Below are 14,719 nucleotides of genomic sequence, written 5' to 3'. Positions count from 1 at the left end.
TTTTCTAAATCTCGTTTGCGAGGCTACTGGCGATCGTTCGCATAGTTGAAATTCGTTGGGAAAGGGCAGCGATGCCCGGATCAATGCCGGCCAGTTGCCCTTCAACCTGAAGCACCGATCTGGAAGCGCTAAATTCACGACGCCAACCTTCGGCCCCGTCTATAGCACGTTCCATATTTTGCAAATTCCCTTGCGCTTCGGTAACCTCACGCGCCAGTGCGGTATTGTTTCCGGTTGTTTTCCGGATGGCTGCCAGCTCTGAACGCTGTTGTGCCAGAACGACACGCATTGTTGCGATTGCGGCCTCCAATTCCTTGTTTGCGGTTTCAACGTCATCGCGTGCCTTTTCCAAACGTCTCTCTTTGTTGGCATAGCGCTTCTGAAGGAAGGCAACGTAAGTGCCCGCCACCGCCCCAAGCGGCACTCCGATTAGAAGCAAACCACCAGGTTTTAACGATTTTCCGCCACCGATGAATGTGACCGTCACGCCTACGGCAATCCCTTGCGCCACCGTCTTTTGAAACGCTTTTGCCTGTTTTGCCAAATCACGCTCGGCCTTAGATGTGCCGGATCGTGCTTGTGTAACCGGTACCTGCGTTGACGGGGAATCGCAGGCCGCAACACCAAGCGCGGACGCTAGAATAATTATGCCTCTGGTAGGAAATCTAATAACCATGAATAACTTCCTTTCTTCTCGGATGAATTAATTTCAGCAACATGATCTAAAAAAACCGCCGCGTCCTGCCCCAAATTTGTTGACTGGCCCGCGGATGATGTCAGCCCGATCATAGCATAATCCAGATACGGTGCAAAATGCGTACCAGCACGTTCCAGAAGGCGCGTGTAAAATGATCTGTTTTTATCAAGCCTGACCAACACAGTTTCACGCGCATCATTGATGGCGGCAATATCCGCTTTCGCGTCAGGAAGAAGTGCTGCAGCTTCTGTATTTTGTTGTGCCATTTCCTCTAATTGGGCAACGGCACCTTTTGCAATATCCAATGTCTTCTCGATGCCGGACAATGCCGTTAAATCGGTGCGGATACGTTGTGCTGTTTGGGCTGCCAGTATCACCGTCAGTTGTGCCGCATCTCTGTAGACCGCATCGGGCGTGACCACTTTGCCATCAGTATCTGAAAATGCGCTATAGCGCACCAACGCATCAGACAAGGCTGCGTCCGAAGTGCCCCGTGTTCCACCCTCTGCTAGAAATCCAAGCAAGGTCAACCCAGCAACGATTCTAGGCCGATCGGTGCCAGTCACTTGATACCGAATATTTTCTTGTGCGCCATTTGTTACCGGTCCCCTGTCGCGGATGCGCGTTACCCGATCTTGGGCGATTGTTGCAAACATGCTGTCTGGAAACTGGACCAAAAAACCTTTGTACCCAGCAACAGTTGCCAACCGCCCAGCTTCTTCCCAAGCTGCAATTTCATTTTTCAGGCTGGCCTGGTTTATGCGAACAATCGATGCCGGATTAAAGAAATACTCTCCCACCACGGCCTCTTCGACCCAAGGAATCTGTGCGCCGTCACTATCCCGCAGAACCTGTTGGCGAACACGCCCGAACATCAGTCGCGCCTCTACCCCCGGGGTTGCAATATTATCTGCCAAGGCGCGGGTAAAGGTGCTGTTTGTGCCTTTGCCATCATAGGCGACATTGCCAGGATCTGTTGCATAAGCAATCAACAACCCCGCCCCCCCCTGGGATCGTGCCAACCCTTTTTCGGTCATGCCCGCGGCTGAAAAAGGATTGTTGCGACAAGCGTCCAGAATGATTACCCCCAGATTGGGTTTGGCACGGGAAAACCGGTCTCTCAACTGGGACATGGTAATGGATCTTCGTTTTACTTCGGTCAAATCCAGAACGCTGAAATCAGCAGCAAGCAGGTAGTTTTCCCCATCAATCTGCACTCCATGGCCAGCAAAAAACACCAGCCCAATATCCGCTTCACGCATCTCCTTCTCAAAGGTTTCCAATGTCGCGTTCAATCGGGCCAGGCCCATATTTTCGGCACGGGTCACCCGAAAGCCCAATTTGGTTAGTGCCACATCAAGAGTCGCAACATCATTTATCGGATTATCCAAAGCTAGTGACGGGGCACCATAGGTGTCATTGCCAATTAGCAAAGCAACGCGATCCGACGTGGCAAATGCAGGGCCGGTCAAAATAAAAAGTATGAAAATATATCGTATCAAGACCACCGATAGAATCCTTTTCGCGGCCCAAAGAGAAAACTCAACATACCACGAAAAGGATCATTGGCATAGGGGCAGCCTTATCCAAGACTGGACCAAACCTAGTTTTTACGCGTCTCTTGCATTCAGTCTAGACGCCAATTTTTTAACTTACCTTTCTCGCGACGTGGCAGCGAGACCGCAAATGCGAATTTACAATCAAACACGCTATGGCAGCGAATTTACGGTGGGCATGGGAAATCCGGACGCGAGTTTGTATCACTTGTGATCAAGGGGATCTTTGATTTTCCTGATAATTCGCAACAGGAACCCGTGCCAAGCGAGGTCCAGAAACCATTGGTTATGGCGGACGAATTCACGGGTGAACCAGGATATTCTGCAACCCGTTGGGAAGGCGATATCGCCTTTCCTAAAAAGGCCTGTGACATAGTTTCAAATGGATGCACATATGCCCCGAAGGCAAGCCCGTCAAAACTGTGCGCGTTGGGTTAAAGGTTGGCTGCTGGTCCAAGATGTTTGATGTGTTCGGGTGTTGTCAGATGATTTCTCTCAGATCCGGAACGACCATCAGTTCAGATTGATCGAGCCGCCGCGGATGCGGTTGGCCGCCGACGCATGGCTGACCAGATAGGTGCCGCGGATGGTGATGTGTCCGTCCTTTTTCATCACGATCGAGGCTTTGCCAACCCGCAGTTCGATTTGTTCCTTCGCGGTCACGCTTACCCGTTCGCCGTCACGGATTACAGCAGGGTTCGGAGTGTCACGGGCGAGATCAACGATTTTGCCAATGATAAGCGGGCGGGAAAAGTCGCCATCTTCAAACAGCAGCGCCACCTCGGCACCGACATCATTTGCACTAAGGCCGGTCAAGCTACGTGCAGCTACAGCGTGATCTTTGGGGTTACCAGCATATACCACCAGCGGTTTGTCATTCTCAAACCCCAGCATCACACCAATGACTACGCCATCTATTTGTTCTTTTATATCCATACCGTGACAATCACTTTCGATTGGGCAGAAGTATCGCATATTTTGAGCGTAATACCAATATGCGAGATATCGTGACCACAAACCCACGCAAAACAACCCGTCTCAGTCTATACGAACGATGGTATCAATGCCATCTTGAGGGCCATCAACACAGGTAAAATGCAGTGAGTGGTATCCGTCTAAAATCAAGCGCCATTTTTGTCAAAATTCGGTTCCCTAGAGGGACTGTGATCATGGAAAGGTCGGCAAATAAGGCTACGCGCCTATACGTCCTCCTCAATGCTGCACCGCCCGCACCAGATACCCGTCCACTGTTTCCTCGCCCAGCGCCTTTAGCGCCTCCAGCCGGTGTAACCCTTCGATCAGCACATAACCATCCTTGCTTTTGCGCACACGGATTGGCGTGGTCTGGCCCTCTTCCAATATACTTTCGGCAATTTCCTGCACCTTGGCGTCCTCCAGTGTTTTGGCGCGCTTTACAGGCACGCGGACCAAAGCAATCGGGAAGGATTCTTTTACGAGCATATCAGGCCTCCTTTGGGTAATAGTTACCACATTTCCCACTTGCACAACCCCTAACATTGCTGAATGCTTCCCCTATGCGCACACCCGAATTTGAAGCCTACATCGCCCCCGCCCGCCTGTATCCGCAAATTTGGCGGCTGATCCTTGGGATCGTGTTAATCCTGTTCATCTATCTGGGGTTCATGGCGCTGGTGTTCTGGGGCGGGTTTGCTTATGCGACCCCGTTCAAATTCCTCAGCTGGGCCAATGCGGTGATGACCACACAGGGGGCGGTGCCGACCCTGATCATGCTGTTCACCTTCATCGGCATGGCGCTGGGGCCGATCATCGCCGCACCTGCCTGCCACATGCGCGGGCCGGGCACGTTGTTCGGGCCGTTATCAACAACATTGCGCGGGTTTTTCACGACAGTGATCATCGTTCTGCTGGTCTATGCTGTTTACAGCGCGGTCACATTTTACATTGAACCGCCCCTATCCAATCTACCGCTGAACGAATGGCTAAAATACCTGCCCTACGCCCTGCCGCTGATCCTGATCCAGACCAGCGCCGAGGAGTTGATCTTTCGCGGCTATTTACAACAACAGCTCGCCGCCCGTTTTAATTCGCGCCTGATCTGGATGGTGCTACCATCCCTGCTGTTTGCCTCGCTGCACTACGATAAATCGCTGGAGGGCAACCTGTGGATGGTGTTGGTCGTAACCTTTACCATCGCCATGATCGCAGCGGATCTGACCGAAAAAACCGGCAGCCTCGGGGCGGCCATTGGCTTGCATTTCACCAACAACATCTTTGCAATGTTGATCATTTCAGTGCAAGACACGATCAATGGACTAGCGTTATATGTGACCCCATACAGTAAATCCGATATATCTGCCCTCCCGCTTGAACTGGGTATAAACCTGATCCTGCTGCTGGTGGTTTGGCGAATTTTGCGCATTGCCCTTGACCGTTGATTGCAATTTGACCAAACGCAGCTTATCTCGGATACGAACAAAACGCTTAAGGTGCTTGCCCGATGAACTGGATTTCCAATTACGTCCGCCCGACTATCAATTCGATTTTTTCGCGCCGTGAAACGCCGGACAACCTGTGGACCAAATGCCCTGAGTGCAACACCATGCTGTTTCACCGTGAATTGGTCGAGCACATGAACGTGTGTAACGAATGTGGCCACCATATGCGCATCACCCCGCGCGAACGGTTTGCGGCCCTGTTTGACGGTGGTATTTTCGCGGAAATCGACGTACCCGAAGTGGCGCTGGACCCTCTGACATTCAAGGACCAGAAAAAATACCCCGAACGGATAAAAATCGCCCAGAAAAACACCGGTGAAAAAGACGCCATTCTGGTGGTTGAAGGCGAGATTGGCCGCACGCCGATTGTTGCCGCCGCACAGGATTTTTCCTTTATGGGCGGATCAATGGGAATGTATGTCGGTAACGCCATTCTTGCGGCGGCAGAACGCGCGGTGAAGCTGAAACGCCCATTTGTGCTGTTTTCCGCAGCCGGTGGCGCGCGGATGCAGGAAGGTATCCTATCGCTGATGCAAATGCCCCGCACCACGGTTGCAGTTCAGATGCTAAAAGAGGCAGGCCTGCCTTATATCGTCGTTCTGACCCACCCGACAACCGGCGGCGTCACCGCGTCCTATGCCATGTTGGGCGATGTGCAAATCGCCGAACCGAATGCGTTGATCGGATTTGCGGGTAGCCGCGTGATCGAACAAACCATCGGTGAAAAGCTGCCCGAAGGGTTCCAGCGGTCCGAATACCTGCTGGATCACGGCATGCTGGACCGTGTAACCCACCGCAAGGACATCCGGAACGAACTGATCACCATCATCCGCATATTGATGGGCCTGACACCGCCTGTGATGGGCGATTTGCCCGCACCCGATAAGGCATCCGCGAAAAAGGCTGACAAGCCTGATGAGCAGGCGGATAAAAAAGCAGCGGCAAAGTGAACGCGCCGACCTCTGACGCCATCCTTGCGCGGATGATGTCGCTGCATCCCAAAATCATTGATCTGACGCTGGATCGTGTCCACGCATTGCTGACCGCCCTCGACCATCCTGAACGCAAACTCCCGCCCGTGATCCATATCGCGGGCACCAACGGCAAGGGGTCAACCCAGGCGATGATCCACGCCGGGCTTGAGGGGGCAGGCAAAACTGTCCATGCCTATACCTCGCCGCATCTGGCACGGTTTCATGAACGCATTCTGCTGGCGGGCGAACATATATCCGAGCCCGCACTGACCGATCTGCTAAACCGTTGCTACAAAGCGAACAACGGCGAGACCATCACCTATTTCGAGATCACCACCATCGCCGGCATCCTTGCCTTCACCGAGGTTCCCGCCGATTACACCCTGCTCGAGGTCGGCCTTGGCGGATTGCTGGATGCAACCAACGTGGTGGACAAACCCGCCCTGACGGTGATCACGCCCGTGTCCATCGACCATACCCAGTTTCTGGGCGAAACCCTGCCTGAAATCGCGCGCGAAAAGGCGGGAATCATCAAACGCGGTGTGCCGTGCGTGGTTGGCCCACAACCGGATGAAGCGCTTGACGTGATCGAGGCCACCGCCAACCGGCTCGGTGCTCCGCTGCTCGCATATGGCCAGCATTGGCATGTTTCCGAGGAACGCGGGCGGCTAATCTATCAGGATGAAACCGGCCTTCTGGACCTGCCTTTGCCCGCCCTGATTGGCGCGCATCAGATCCAGAATGCAGGCATCGCGCTGGTTGCCCTGCGTCACCTCGGATTTGGCGAAACGGCCTGCGAGGCCGCCGTCACCAACGCCACATGGCCCGCCCGTCTGCAACATTTGCGCCACGGCCCGTTGATAGATGCGGCAGACACGGCGGAACTGTGGCTTGATGGCGGACACAACCCCGCCGCGGGTTTGGCACTGGCCGAGGCCTTGACCCGCCTGCCCAAACGCCCGCTGCACCTGATCTGCGGCATGCTGAACACCAAGGATGTCACGGGCTATTTGCGCCCCCTAGCCGCGATTGCCCAATCCCTGCACGCGGTTTCAATCCCGAACGAGGTAAACACCCTGCCCGCTGCCGATACAGCAAAAGCGGCCAGCGACGTCGGCATGGCGGCCTATGAGGCCGATAGCGTGATTGCCGCCATCCAGACCATCACTGGGTCCACCCCCAACGCCCGCATCCTGATTTGCGGGTCGCTCTATCTGGCAGGCGCGGTTTTGCGCGAAAACGGCTAGCAAACTGGCTGTGATCTGCCCACCCGAATAATCACGCCTTTTCCAAAGACGGTTATCAGGCTACATTACTCCGAACATAAAAACGAGCAGGTGTATTTGTGCATAGAATGTTGATTACTCTCGGCCTTGTTGCCGGTTTTCTGGCGGGCCCAAGCATGGCGAGTGAAACTGCGCCAGAAACATCGACTCGGCCAGCACAGCGGCCCGTTGCGACGACAACACCCCCATCCCCGATACGCCCGATCGCGCGACCACAGGAGGCAACATTGGTGGAAATTCAGATATCGACGTCGAACCACGGGTTTCAGCAATGGGTCAAGGGGTTCCGCAAACGTGCCTTGGCCAAAGGTATCAAAGGCGCTGTTTTTGATCAGGCGTTTCGCGGGGTGAAATATGACAAGGCGATCATCGCCAAGGACCGGAACCAGTCGGAGTTTACCAAACAGATATGGGATTATCTAGATAGTGCTGCCTCCCCCGTGCGGGTTAAAAACGGCCAAACGGCTTTGCGTAAATACAGCCGGATTCTGGACAAGATCGAAGCACGTTATGGCGTTGAAAAAGAAGTTGTCGCCGCCGTTTGGGGGCTGGAAAGTGCCTATGGTGCGCAACGTGGTGACATTGATATTATCGAAGCGCTGGCGACACTTTCCTTCGACGGGCGGCGCGGCAAATTTTTTGAAGCGCAGCTGATTGCGGCGCTCAAGATCATCCAGTCTGGCGATGTGAAACCGCGCGGGATGAAGGGATCCTGGGCCGGTGCCATGGGGCACACGCAATTTATCCCGACCAGCTATCTGGCCTATGCGCAGGATTTCAACGGCGACGGCAAACGCGATATCTGGTCGAATGACCCGACCGATGCGCTGGCCTCAACCGCCGCTTATCTGGCCAAATTCGGTTGGCGCAAAGGGCAGCCTTGGGGCGTCGAGGTGATCCTGCCTGCCAAGTTCAACTATGGTCTGGCCAGCCGGAAAATCCTGAAAAACCCCGGTGACTGGGCCGCATTGGGCGTGCGGGCTGCCAGTGGTGGTAATGTACCAAACCACGGTTCTGCCTCGATCCTGCTGCCTGCGGGCGCGACGGGTGCGGCGTTCATGATCTTTAACAATTTCGCGGTGATTGAACGTTACAACGTGGCCGATGCCTATGTGATCGGGGTTGGGCATTTGTCCGATTTGCTGGTCGGCGGCCCGCCAATCAAGGCCAGCTGGCCGCGGGGATACGCGCCGCTATCGTTCAAGGAAAAGAAGGAAATGCAGCGCCGGATGATCCGTAAGGGGTTCGAGTTGGAAAAAGTTGACGGAATTATCGGGCCAAACACGATCAACGCGATCCGTGCCTATCAAACATCCGTCGGGGTAACGCCGGACGGGTTTCCGTCACAGAATCTGCTGAAACTGCTGCGCGGACGGTGAGGGTGTAAACCAAGGCTCCTACCTACATAGTTCATATTGGCCTAGGTAAAACTTCACAAACTCCCAAACCCCGCCAATCGGCGTGCCTGTCTGAACTTCCGCTCCGCCATAATCGGTCAATTCAAAAGGCACTATTTCAAGCCTGTAAAACCCTATGGGGCTTTCGCCGCAACGCGCTGTATCAAAAAGCATTTCCCATGGGTTGAAATAGGTCCAGATCAAGAACCCCAGGATCGCTATTATAAATATCAGGATGAGTTTCTTGAACATACTAAATCTATATCTTCCATCCTAAAGCGACGCAAACTTGTGTGGCAATCTTATTCCGGCCGCAGCTTGATCATCAGATACACATTGTTCGCCGCGAAATGCGCTGCCGTGCGGGTTTTTTCATTCAGCCGCTGGTTTAACCGGTAACGTTTGCGTTTGCTCATCACCGTCATCAGGGCGCGCTGAATAAACCAGCGGGTTTTGCGTTTCTTCTTGCCCAACTCACCATCAATTCGCGTTACGGCATGGCCGATGACGTTGAAAAACCCCTGCTCCAGATCGATTGAAGGCGCAACCGAGGCCGTGATGTCTTCTTCAGAAATGGTTTTAATCGGCATCGCCGCTAGCACCTTGCGAAACGCGCCGATGTGGTGGCCACCGCCAACGGTGGAGCCAACAACGTGGCCTTTGAAACCCTCAGAGCGGAAGCAGTCAGAAATGATGATTTCACCATCTTTGTCCAGATATCCCGCTGCCTTGCCCAACGCGATATCGGCAGGGATGTATTGAAAGCTCTCGGAAAACAGGCAGAGGTCGAATTTCTGATCCGTTTGCAAATCCTCGAACATACATTCATGCACGGTGGCGGCTGGCGCGTTGGCACGGCAACGCTTCGCAAGAAAGGCGCTTGGCACCACGATGTCGACGCTATGCCCCAGTTCCAGCAATTTACGCGCGGTTTCCCCCGCACCTCCGCCAATGTCCAGTATCCGCAACTTGCCCTTTGGCAGCAGTTTGAACAGCTTGGTGGTGTACGCAGACTGTGCGGCATTCAGATTACCAGCCGTCACATCCAGCCCGTCCCACAGACCATAGTGCAGGTTCTCAGCACCAGTCAGCCATTTGGTAAAGGACAGGCCAACATCGAGACCGATTGCGCGAGTATCTATTTTTTCTCTCATTGGCACGGATTAGCGAATGGGGGCGGATATGAAAAGGATTATCTGGATTGCGGCTCGCAAACCCCGCCGCGCAGACATTGTAATACCCTGCGGGTCTGATCCTTGGTCGGGTTGTAAAACACATTGCCATAGCAGGGCCCGACTGACAGTTGATGGCCATACGGGGTGATTTCAAGGAATGTGATCATGGGTGTGTCCATCGCCACAGCCCCGCACCACGGGCCAGCACAGACAGCACTAACCGCAACAGTTATCTCAATCGGCCTGTCAAAACCGGCACGGGTGCCCTGATCGCCAACAAACGTTGCGGTAAAATTTTCGCCACGATTCCCCAAACTCCCTTGGGGCTTTGGCCCAAGAACCACATTACGCTTATTGGTCAGACTGCCCGAAACGAGGATGTATTGTTCTTTAGCTTCGCTAAACCCTTTATAGCTGCCCTCGATTGTTGACCTGACACAGGACAAGGCAACAGCGTGGCTCGCCGTAAGAAGCACAAGGCTTACGGCCATAAGAATGCGCTTCATATCTTGCCCCTGAACTGATCAAACACCGCCGAATAAACCTCGCGTTTGAATGGCACGATAACACTCAGCAATTCGTCAGGTGCCATCCATGCCCAACGTGAAAATTCAGCATGTTCCAGTTCGATATTCACCTGATCATTCCGCCCGTGAAACCGCATCAAAAACCATTTCTGTTTCTGACCGCGATAGCGCCCTTTCCATAGTTTATGCAGCAATTCCGGCGGAAGATCATAGGTTATCCAGTCGCTGGTTTCGGCATCTACCGTTACCAGATCAGCAGTGACACCGGTTTCCTCGGTCAACTCGCGCAGGGCCGCATCACGCGGGGTTTCACCCTTATCAATTCCACCTTGAGGCATTTGCCATGCATCATTCGGGCTGTCGATGCGTTGGCCTGCAAACACCAGACCCACAGGGTTAACCAACACAATGCCCGCATTTGAACGATACGGAAGGGCTGCGATTTTTTCTGGCGTCATGATGTAATGCGGGCGGGCCCAAAAGCCCGCCCTGATCCTTTAGTTTTTCGGCGAAAGCGCTGACAGACCCTTTAGCAGATCAATCGCATAGGCCAGTTGCGCATCATCTTCGCGCAACTTGGCGGCCTCTTCGGCGATCGCGCGCTCTTCTTCGATCTGACGGCGCTCTTCTTCGGTGTAGCTGTCATTGCTAATAGAATCGCGCAGATCAGCTTCGGAACGGAACGCAGGCCGATCAGCATCGATCGCGTTCTCGTCAGGTTTGTGCCGTGGCTGTTCAACAATGATATCAGGCGACACGCCAAGCCCCTGAATAGAGCGCCCCGACGGGGTGTAATACCGCGCCGTGGTCAGGCGCATCGCGCCATCGCCCTTAACGGGCATGATGGTCTGAACCGACCCCTTGCCAAAACTTTTAGTGCCGACCACAACCGCGCGGCGGTGATCCTTTAGCGCACCAGCAACAATTTCGGACGCCGAGGCAGAGCCACCGTTGATCAGAACCACAACAGGTTTGCCATCAGCCAGGTCCCCCGGCGTGGCGTTAAATCGGTCACCATCTTCGGGGTTACGTCCACGGGTGGAAACGATTTCACCTGACTCAAGGAACGCATCCGAAACGCGGATCGCTTGGGTCAGCAGCCCGCCCGGATTGTTGCGTAGATCAACAACAAAACCGTTAACCTTATCCATGCCACCAGCTTCCTCGACCGCCTTTTCCAGACCGCTTTTCAGGTTCGGATAGGTTTGATCGTTAAAGGTGGTGATCCGCAGAACCACGGTTTCACCCTCGGTGCGGGTGCGAACGGCGGTCAGTTTAATCGTGTCACGAATGATCGAAATGTCAAACGGCTCATCCGTGCCTTCGCGCACCACGGTGATAATGATTTCCGAACCGATAGGCCCGCGCATCAATTCAACCGCTTCATTCAGGTCCAGCCCCAGCAGGCTCTCGCCATCGACTTGGGTGATAAAATCACCAGACTCGACACCGGCAGCATCCGCAGGGGTGCCATCCATTGGCGACACGACCTTAACAAAGCCGTCTTCCTGCGTCACCTCAATGCCCAGTCCACCGAATTCGCCACGGGTTTGCACCTGCATGTCGTCAAAGTCTTTGGGTGGCAGGTAGCTGGAGTGCGGATCAAGCGATGTCATCATCCCCTTGATCGCGGCCTCGATCAGATCGGCCTCGTCTACTTCGCTGACATATTGGGCGCGGATACGCTCGAACACATCGCCAAACAGATCAAGCTGTTGGTAAACCGACGTATTGCTTGCGTTTTCCTGTGCAATCAACGGGCCCGCGATTTGTGTGGTTGCCAGCACTCCGGCCAGTGTGCCACCAAGTGCCGCCATAACAAATTTCTTCATAGCATCCAATTCCTTGTTAGTCCGGTTTTTGCGCAAACCATTGTTCAGGGTCTATCGTTTCTTTGCCTTGTCTCAACTCTATATAGAGCGTTTCCGTGCGTTCGGAACCACCCTGTTGACCAGATAGCGACAAAAAATCGCTATTTTCAGGCGCATCCCCGCCCATCAGGCCCACAGGACCACCCGCGGGCAGAACCTCGCCGATTTCTCCGTACACACGGTTTAACCCCGTCAGAACCAAAAGGTAACCACTGGAAGGCTCCAGAATCATCACGTTTCCGTAGTCAAGCAACGGGCCGCGATAGCGAATTGTTGCGGGCCACGGGGTGGTGACGATGGAAAGCGGGCGGGTTGCCAGCAACAGGCCGGGGCGGCGCACGCCTGCCGCGTCGGCCTCGTTATAGCGCCGCAACAGGGTGCCGTTGACGGGCAGAGGCAGGGTGCCTTTGGCATCCTCGAAGTCGGGTAGGTCAATTTTCTGGCCTGTATCTTCGGTTATTTCGGCCAAACCGCTGGCGAACCCTTCCAGGGTTTCACTGCTATCCAACAGGTTTGCGGTTTTTACCGGATCCTCGGCAAACCGTTTTGGCAGATCGGTGCGGTCGGAAACCGCTTGCGACAGTCTCGTGCGCGCGTCCTGCACCCCACGCAGCCCGTCAACCAGTATCTGGGCCGAGCTTTGCTGAAGTGAATGCAGCAGCGCTACTTCTTCCAACTGCCCACGCAAGGTCTCGGCCTGTGCCTGAATTGCGGGGGTCACCTCGGACAGGATCATGCCAGACCGCGCAGTGCCAATCGGCCCTGATGGATGCAGTAACAGCAGGGGCACCGATGTGGCCTCCATGCTTTGCAATACCCCCAACAGGCGTGATACCTCATCCCGCTTGGCGTCAAGCTCCAGTTGCAGCGATTGTTCACGGATCGACGCACGGCGCATGCCTTCGCGCATCGCCACCAACCCCGCCTCATAGGCCTGAATGGTTTGGGTCAGGGCGGCCACACGGTCGCTGGCTTGCTCCGCATCACGCAGGGCAATCGCCGCCACGTTCAATTGCTGGGCCGCGCGTTTGGCCAAATGCGCGGGGTCGGTATCCGCCGCCAAAACAGGGGTGGTCAGCGCCAGCGCAAGTATCAATATGAGGCCATGCCAACTCATTTGTCGATCAAGCTTTCGCCGGTCATCTCATCAGGTAAAGGCAGGTTCATCAGGTCCAGCAGCGTCGGGGCAAGGTCAGATAGGCGACCTTGATGCAAATGCGCACCGTCTGGCCCGCCAACCATGATCACCGGCACCGGATTGGTGGTGTGGGCGGTGTGTGGCCCACCTGTTTCAGGGTCAATCATGGTTTCACAATTGCCATGATCCGCCGTGACAATCATCGCGCCGCCCGCTTTTTCCAATGCCGCCAACACACGGCCCAGCCCAAGGTCCACCGCCTCGCACGCCTTGATCGCTGCGGGGATGTTGCCAGTGTGGCCGACCATATCGGGGTTGGCGTAATTGGTGACGATCAGATCATACCCCTCCTCGATCGCCTGCACAAAATGGTCCGTCACTTCGGCGGCTGACATTTCCGGCTGCAAATCATAGGTCGCCACCTTGGGGCTTTGGGCCATATAACGGTCCTCGCCAACTTCCGGCGTTTCCTTGCCGCCGTTCAGGAAAAACGTCACATGCGGGTATTTCTCGGTTTCGGCCAGCCGGAACTGGCGCAACCCCTGTTTGGCCACCCATTCGCCCAACGTGTTGACCAGCGGTTTTTTGGGAAAAACCGTGGTCATATAGGCGTTGTGGGCGTCGGAATATTGCACCATGCCGAGCAACGCTGACAACTGCGGGCGCTTGCCGGTTTGGAAGCCGTCAAAATCAGGCTGGCCAATCGCGGCGAGTATCTCGCGGGCGCGGTCGGCGCGGAAGTTCAGGCAGAATATACCGTCGCCATCCTGCACACCCTTATAATCTGCAATCACCGTGGGTTTGATAAACTCGTCCGTAACATCGCGCGCATAAGATTGCGTGACAGCCTCCACAGCGCTGACAGCGTTCAACCCCTTACCGTTGATCATCGCGCCGTAAGCCAGCCCGACCCGCTCCCAACGGTTGTCCCGATCCATCGCGTAATAGCGCCCGATCACGGTGGCCACGCCTGCACCATCCGGCAGTCGCCTGACCAGATCAGCAATGAATTCAGCCGCCGATTTAGGCGGCACATCGCGCCCGTCGGTCATGGCATGGATCAGCACGGGCAGACCCGCATTGGTAATCACCTTGGCCGCTGCAACCACATGGTCGATATGCCCATGCACCCCGCCATCCGACACCAGCGCCATCAGATGGGCAGTGCCGTTTGCGGTTTTCACCTTGGCAATGAAATCCTGCAAGGTTGCGTTTGTGGCAAACGAGCCATCCTTGATCGCCAGATCAATCATCCCCAGATCCATCGGCACCACGCGCCCAGCGCCAATATTGGTATGCCCCACCTCGGAGTTGCCCATCTGCCCGCTGGGCAGCCCCACATCGGGGCCGTGGGTGATCAACTGGGATGACGGGCAATCGCGCAGGATACGGTCGAAATTCGGGGTGTTGGCCAATGCGGGGGCGTTGGCGGCGTCCGCCTCACGAATACCCCAGCCATCAAGGATGCACAAAACGACGGGTTTGGGTGTGGTCATTAGGAACTCCTGATGTGGTTAGTGGAGTTTTACGCCTCAAGGGAGGGGAGAGCAACAGGGTGAAGGGAAGACTATTTTTGCAAAAATGACAGCGCCCGGCTGGGTGGGCGCATGGTGGTGTGGGT

The 14,719-nt window shown here is 55.0% G+C and carries 15 protein-coding genes; 5 read left to right on the top strand and 10 right to left on the bottom strand.

What is annotated here, in order from left to right; genetic code table 11:
• Positions 1-4: 4 nt before the first annotated feature.
• Together ACWB12_RS03015 and ACWB12_RS03010 are read right to left on the bottom strand one after the other, a co-directional pair.
• Positions 5-676 (bottom strand): hypothetical protein, encoded by a 672-nt coding sequence (locus tag ACWB12_RS03015; RefSeq protein ID WP_479528579.1) that lies wholly within the window; start codon positions 674-676, stop codon positions 5-7.
• Positions 646-2,205: a caspase family protein gene (locus ACWB12_RS03010; protein WP_479528578.1), complete on the bottom strand. Its 1,560-nt coding sequence runs from the start codon at positions 2,203-2,205 to the stop codon at positions 646-648. The genes ACWB12_RS03015 and ACWB12_RS03010 overlap by 31 nt, the downstream gene beginning before the upstream one ends.
• Before the next feature lie 117 nt (positions 2,206-2,322).
• Here ACWB12_RS03010 and ACWB12_RS03005 point away from each other — a divergent pair, with 117 nt between their 5' ends.
• Positions 2,323-2,691: a DUF2169 domain-containing protein gene (locus ACWB12_RS03005; RefSeq protein ID WP_479528599.1), complete on the top strand. Its 369-nt coding sequence runs from the start codon at positions 2,323-2,325 to the stop codon at positions 2,689-2,691.
• A gap of 75 nt (positions 2,692-2,766) precedes the next feature.
• Here ACWB12_RS03005 and ACWB12_RS03000 read toward each other — a convergent pair whose 3' ends face one another.
• Together ACWB12_RS03000 and ACWB12_RS02995 are read right to left on the bottom strand one after the other, a co-directional pair.
• The gene (locus tag ACWB12_RS03000) at positions 2,767-3,189 is read right to left on the bottom strand and encodes a DUF6484 domain-containing protein (protein WP_479528577.1); all 423 of its coding nucleotides are present in this window, start codon (positions 3,187-3,189) and stop codon (positions 2,767-2,769) included.
• 276 nt (positions 3,190-3,465) lie between these two features.
• The gene (locus tag ACWB12_RS02995) at positions 3,466-3,714 is read right to left on the bottom strand and encodes a ParB N-terminal domain-containing protein (protein ID WP_479528576.1); all 249 of its coding nucleotides are present in this window, start codon (positions 3,712-3,714) and stop codon (positions 3,466-3,468) included.
• Between the two features lie 74 nt (positions 3,715-3,788).
• On the opposite strand from ACWB12_RS02995, the gene ACWB12_RS02990 reads away from it, so the two are divergent.
• The 4 genes from ACWB12_RS02990 (at position 3,789) to ACWB12_RS02975 (ending at position 8,369) form a co-directional block, all read left to right on the top strand.
• Positions 3,789-4,670 carry a lysostaphin resistance A-like protein gene (locus tag ACWB12_RS02990; protein ID WP_479528575.1) on the top strand — a complete coding sequence of 294 codons (882 nt, stop codon included), beginning with the start codon at positions 3,789-3,791 and terminating at the stop codon, positions 4,668-4,670.
• A gap of 62 nt (positions 4,671-4,732) precedes the next feature.
• On the top strand, positions 4,733-5,680 hold the full coding sequence (gene accD / locus ACWB12_RS02985) for an acetyl-CoA carboxylase, carboxyltransferase subunit beta (protein WP_479528574.1): 948 nt from the start codon (positions 4,733-4,735) through the stop codon (positions 5,678-5,680).
• Positions 5,681-5,712: 32 nt separating this feature from the next.
• Positions 5,713-6,951: a bifunctional folylpolyglutamate synthase/dihydrofolate synthase gene (locus ACWB12_RS02980; protein ID WP_479528598.1), complete on the top strand. Its 1,239-nt coding sequence runs from the start codon at positions 5,713-5,715 to the stop codon at positions 6,949-6,951.
• 155 nt (positions 6,952-7,106) lie between these two features.
• Positions 7,107-8,369 carry a lytic murein transglycosylase gene (locus ACWB12_RS02975; RefSeq protein WP_479528597.1) on the top strand — a complete coding sequence of 421 codons (1,263 nt, stop codon included), beginning with the start codon at positions 7,107-7,109 and terminating at the stop codon, positions 8,367-8,369.
• Positions 8,370-8,689: 320 nt separating this feature from the next.
• Here the strand turns inward: ACWB12_RS02975 and ACWB12_RS02970 are convergent, their stop codons facing one another.
• Genes ACWB12_RS02970 through gpmI form a run of 6 tightly spaced genes read right to left on the bottom strand, consistent with a single transcriptional unit; the run spans position 8,690 to position 14,594 of the window.
• A complete protein-coding gene (locus tag ACWB12_RS02970; protein ID WP_479528573.1) occupies positions 8,690-9,541 on the bottom strand; it encodes a class I SAM-dependent methyltransferase in 852 nt (283 codons plus the stop codon).
• A 38-nt stretch (positions 9,542-9,579) separates the two neighbouring features.
• Positions 9,580-10,068 (bottom strand): hypothetical protein, encoded by a 489-nt coding sequence (locus ACWB12_RS02965; RefSeq protein WP_479528572.1) that lies wholly within the window; start codon positions 10,066-10,068, stop codon positions 9,580-9,582.
• On the bottom strand, positions 10,065-10,547 hold the full coding sequence (locus tag ACWB12_RS02960) for an RNA pyrophosphohydrolase (RefSeq protein ID WP_479528571.1): 483 nt from the start codon (positions 10,545-10,547) through the stop codon (positions 10,065-10,067). Before ACWB12_RS02960 ends, ACWB12_RS02965 begins: the two co-directional genes overlap by 4 nt.
• A gap of 39 nt (positions 10,548-10,586) precedes the next feature.
• Entirely contained in the window at positions 10,587-11,921 is a 1,335-nt protein-coding gene (locus ACWB12_RS02955) for a S41 family peptidase (protein WP_479528570.1), read from the bottom strand.
• Positions 11,922-11,937: 16 nt separating this feature from the next.
• Entirely contained in the window at positions 11,938-13,077 is a 1,140-nt protein-coding gene (locus ACWB12_RS02950) for a murein hydrolase activator EnvC family protein (RefSeq protein WP_479528569.1), read from the bottom strand.
• Positions 13,074-14,594, bottom strand: coding sequence for a 2,3-bisphosphoglycerate-independent phosphoglycerate mutase (gpmI, locus tag ACWB12_RS02945; RefSeq protein ID WP_479528568.1), 1,521 nt, complete (start codon positions 14,592-14,594; stop codon positions 13,074-13,076). The genes ACWB12_RS02950 and gpmI overlap by 4 nt, the downstream gene beginning before the upstream one ends.
• Positions 14,595-14,719 lie beyond the last annotated feature (125 nt).

The organism is Profundibacter sp. (assembly GCF_056498605.1).
Note: the sequence above shows the minus strand (reverse complement) of the source record. Positions and strands in the feature narration are given on the sequence as shown.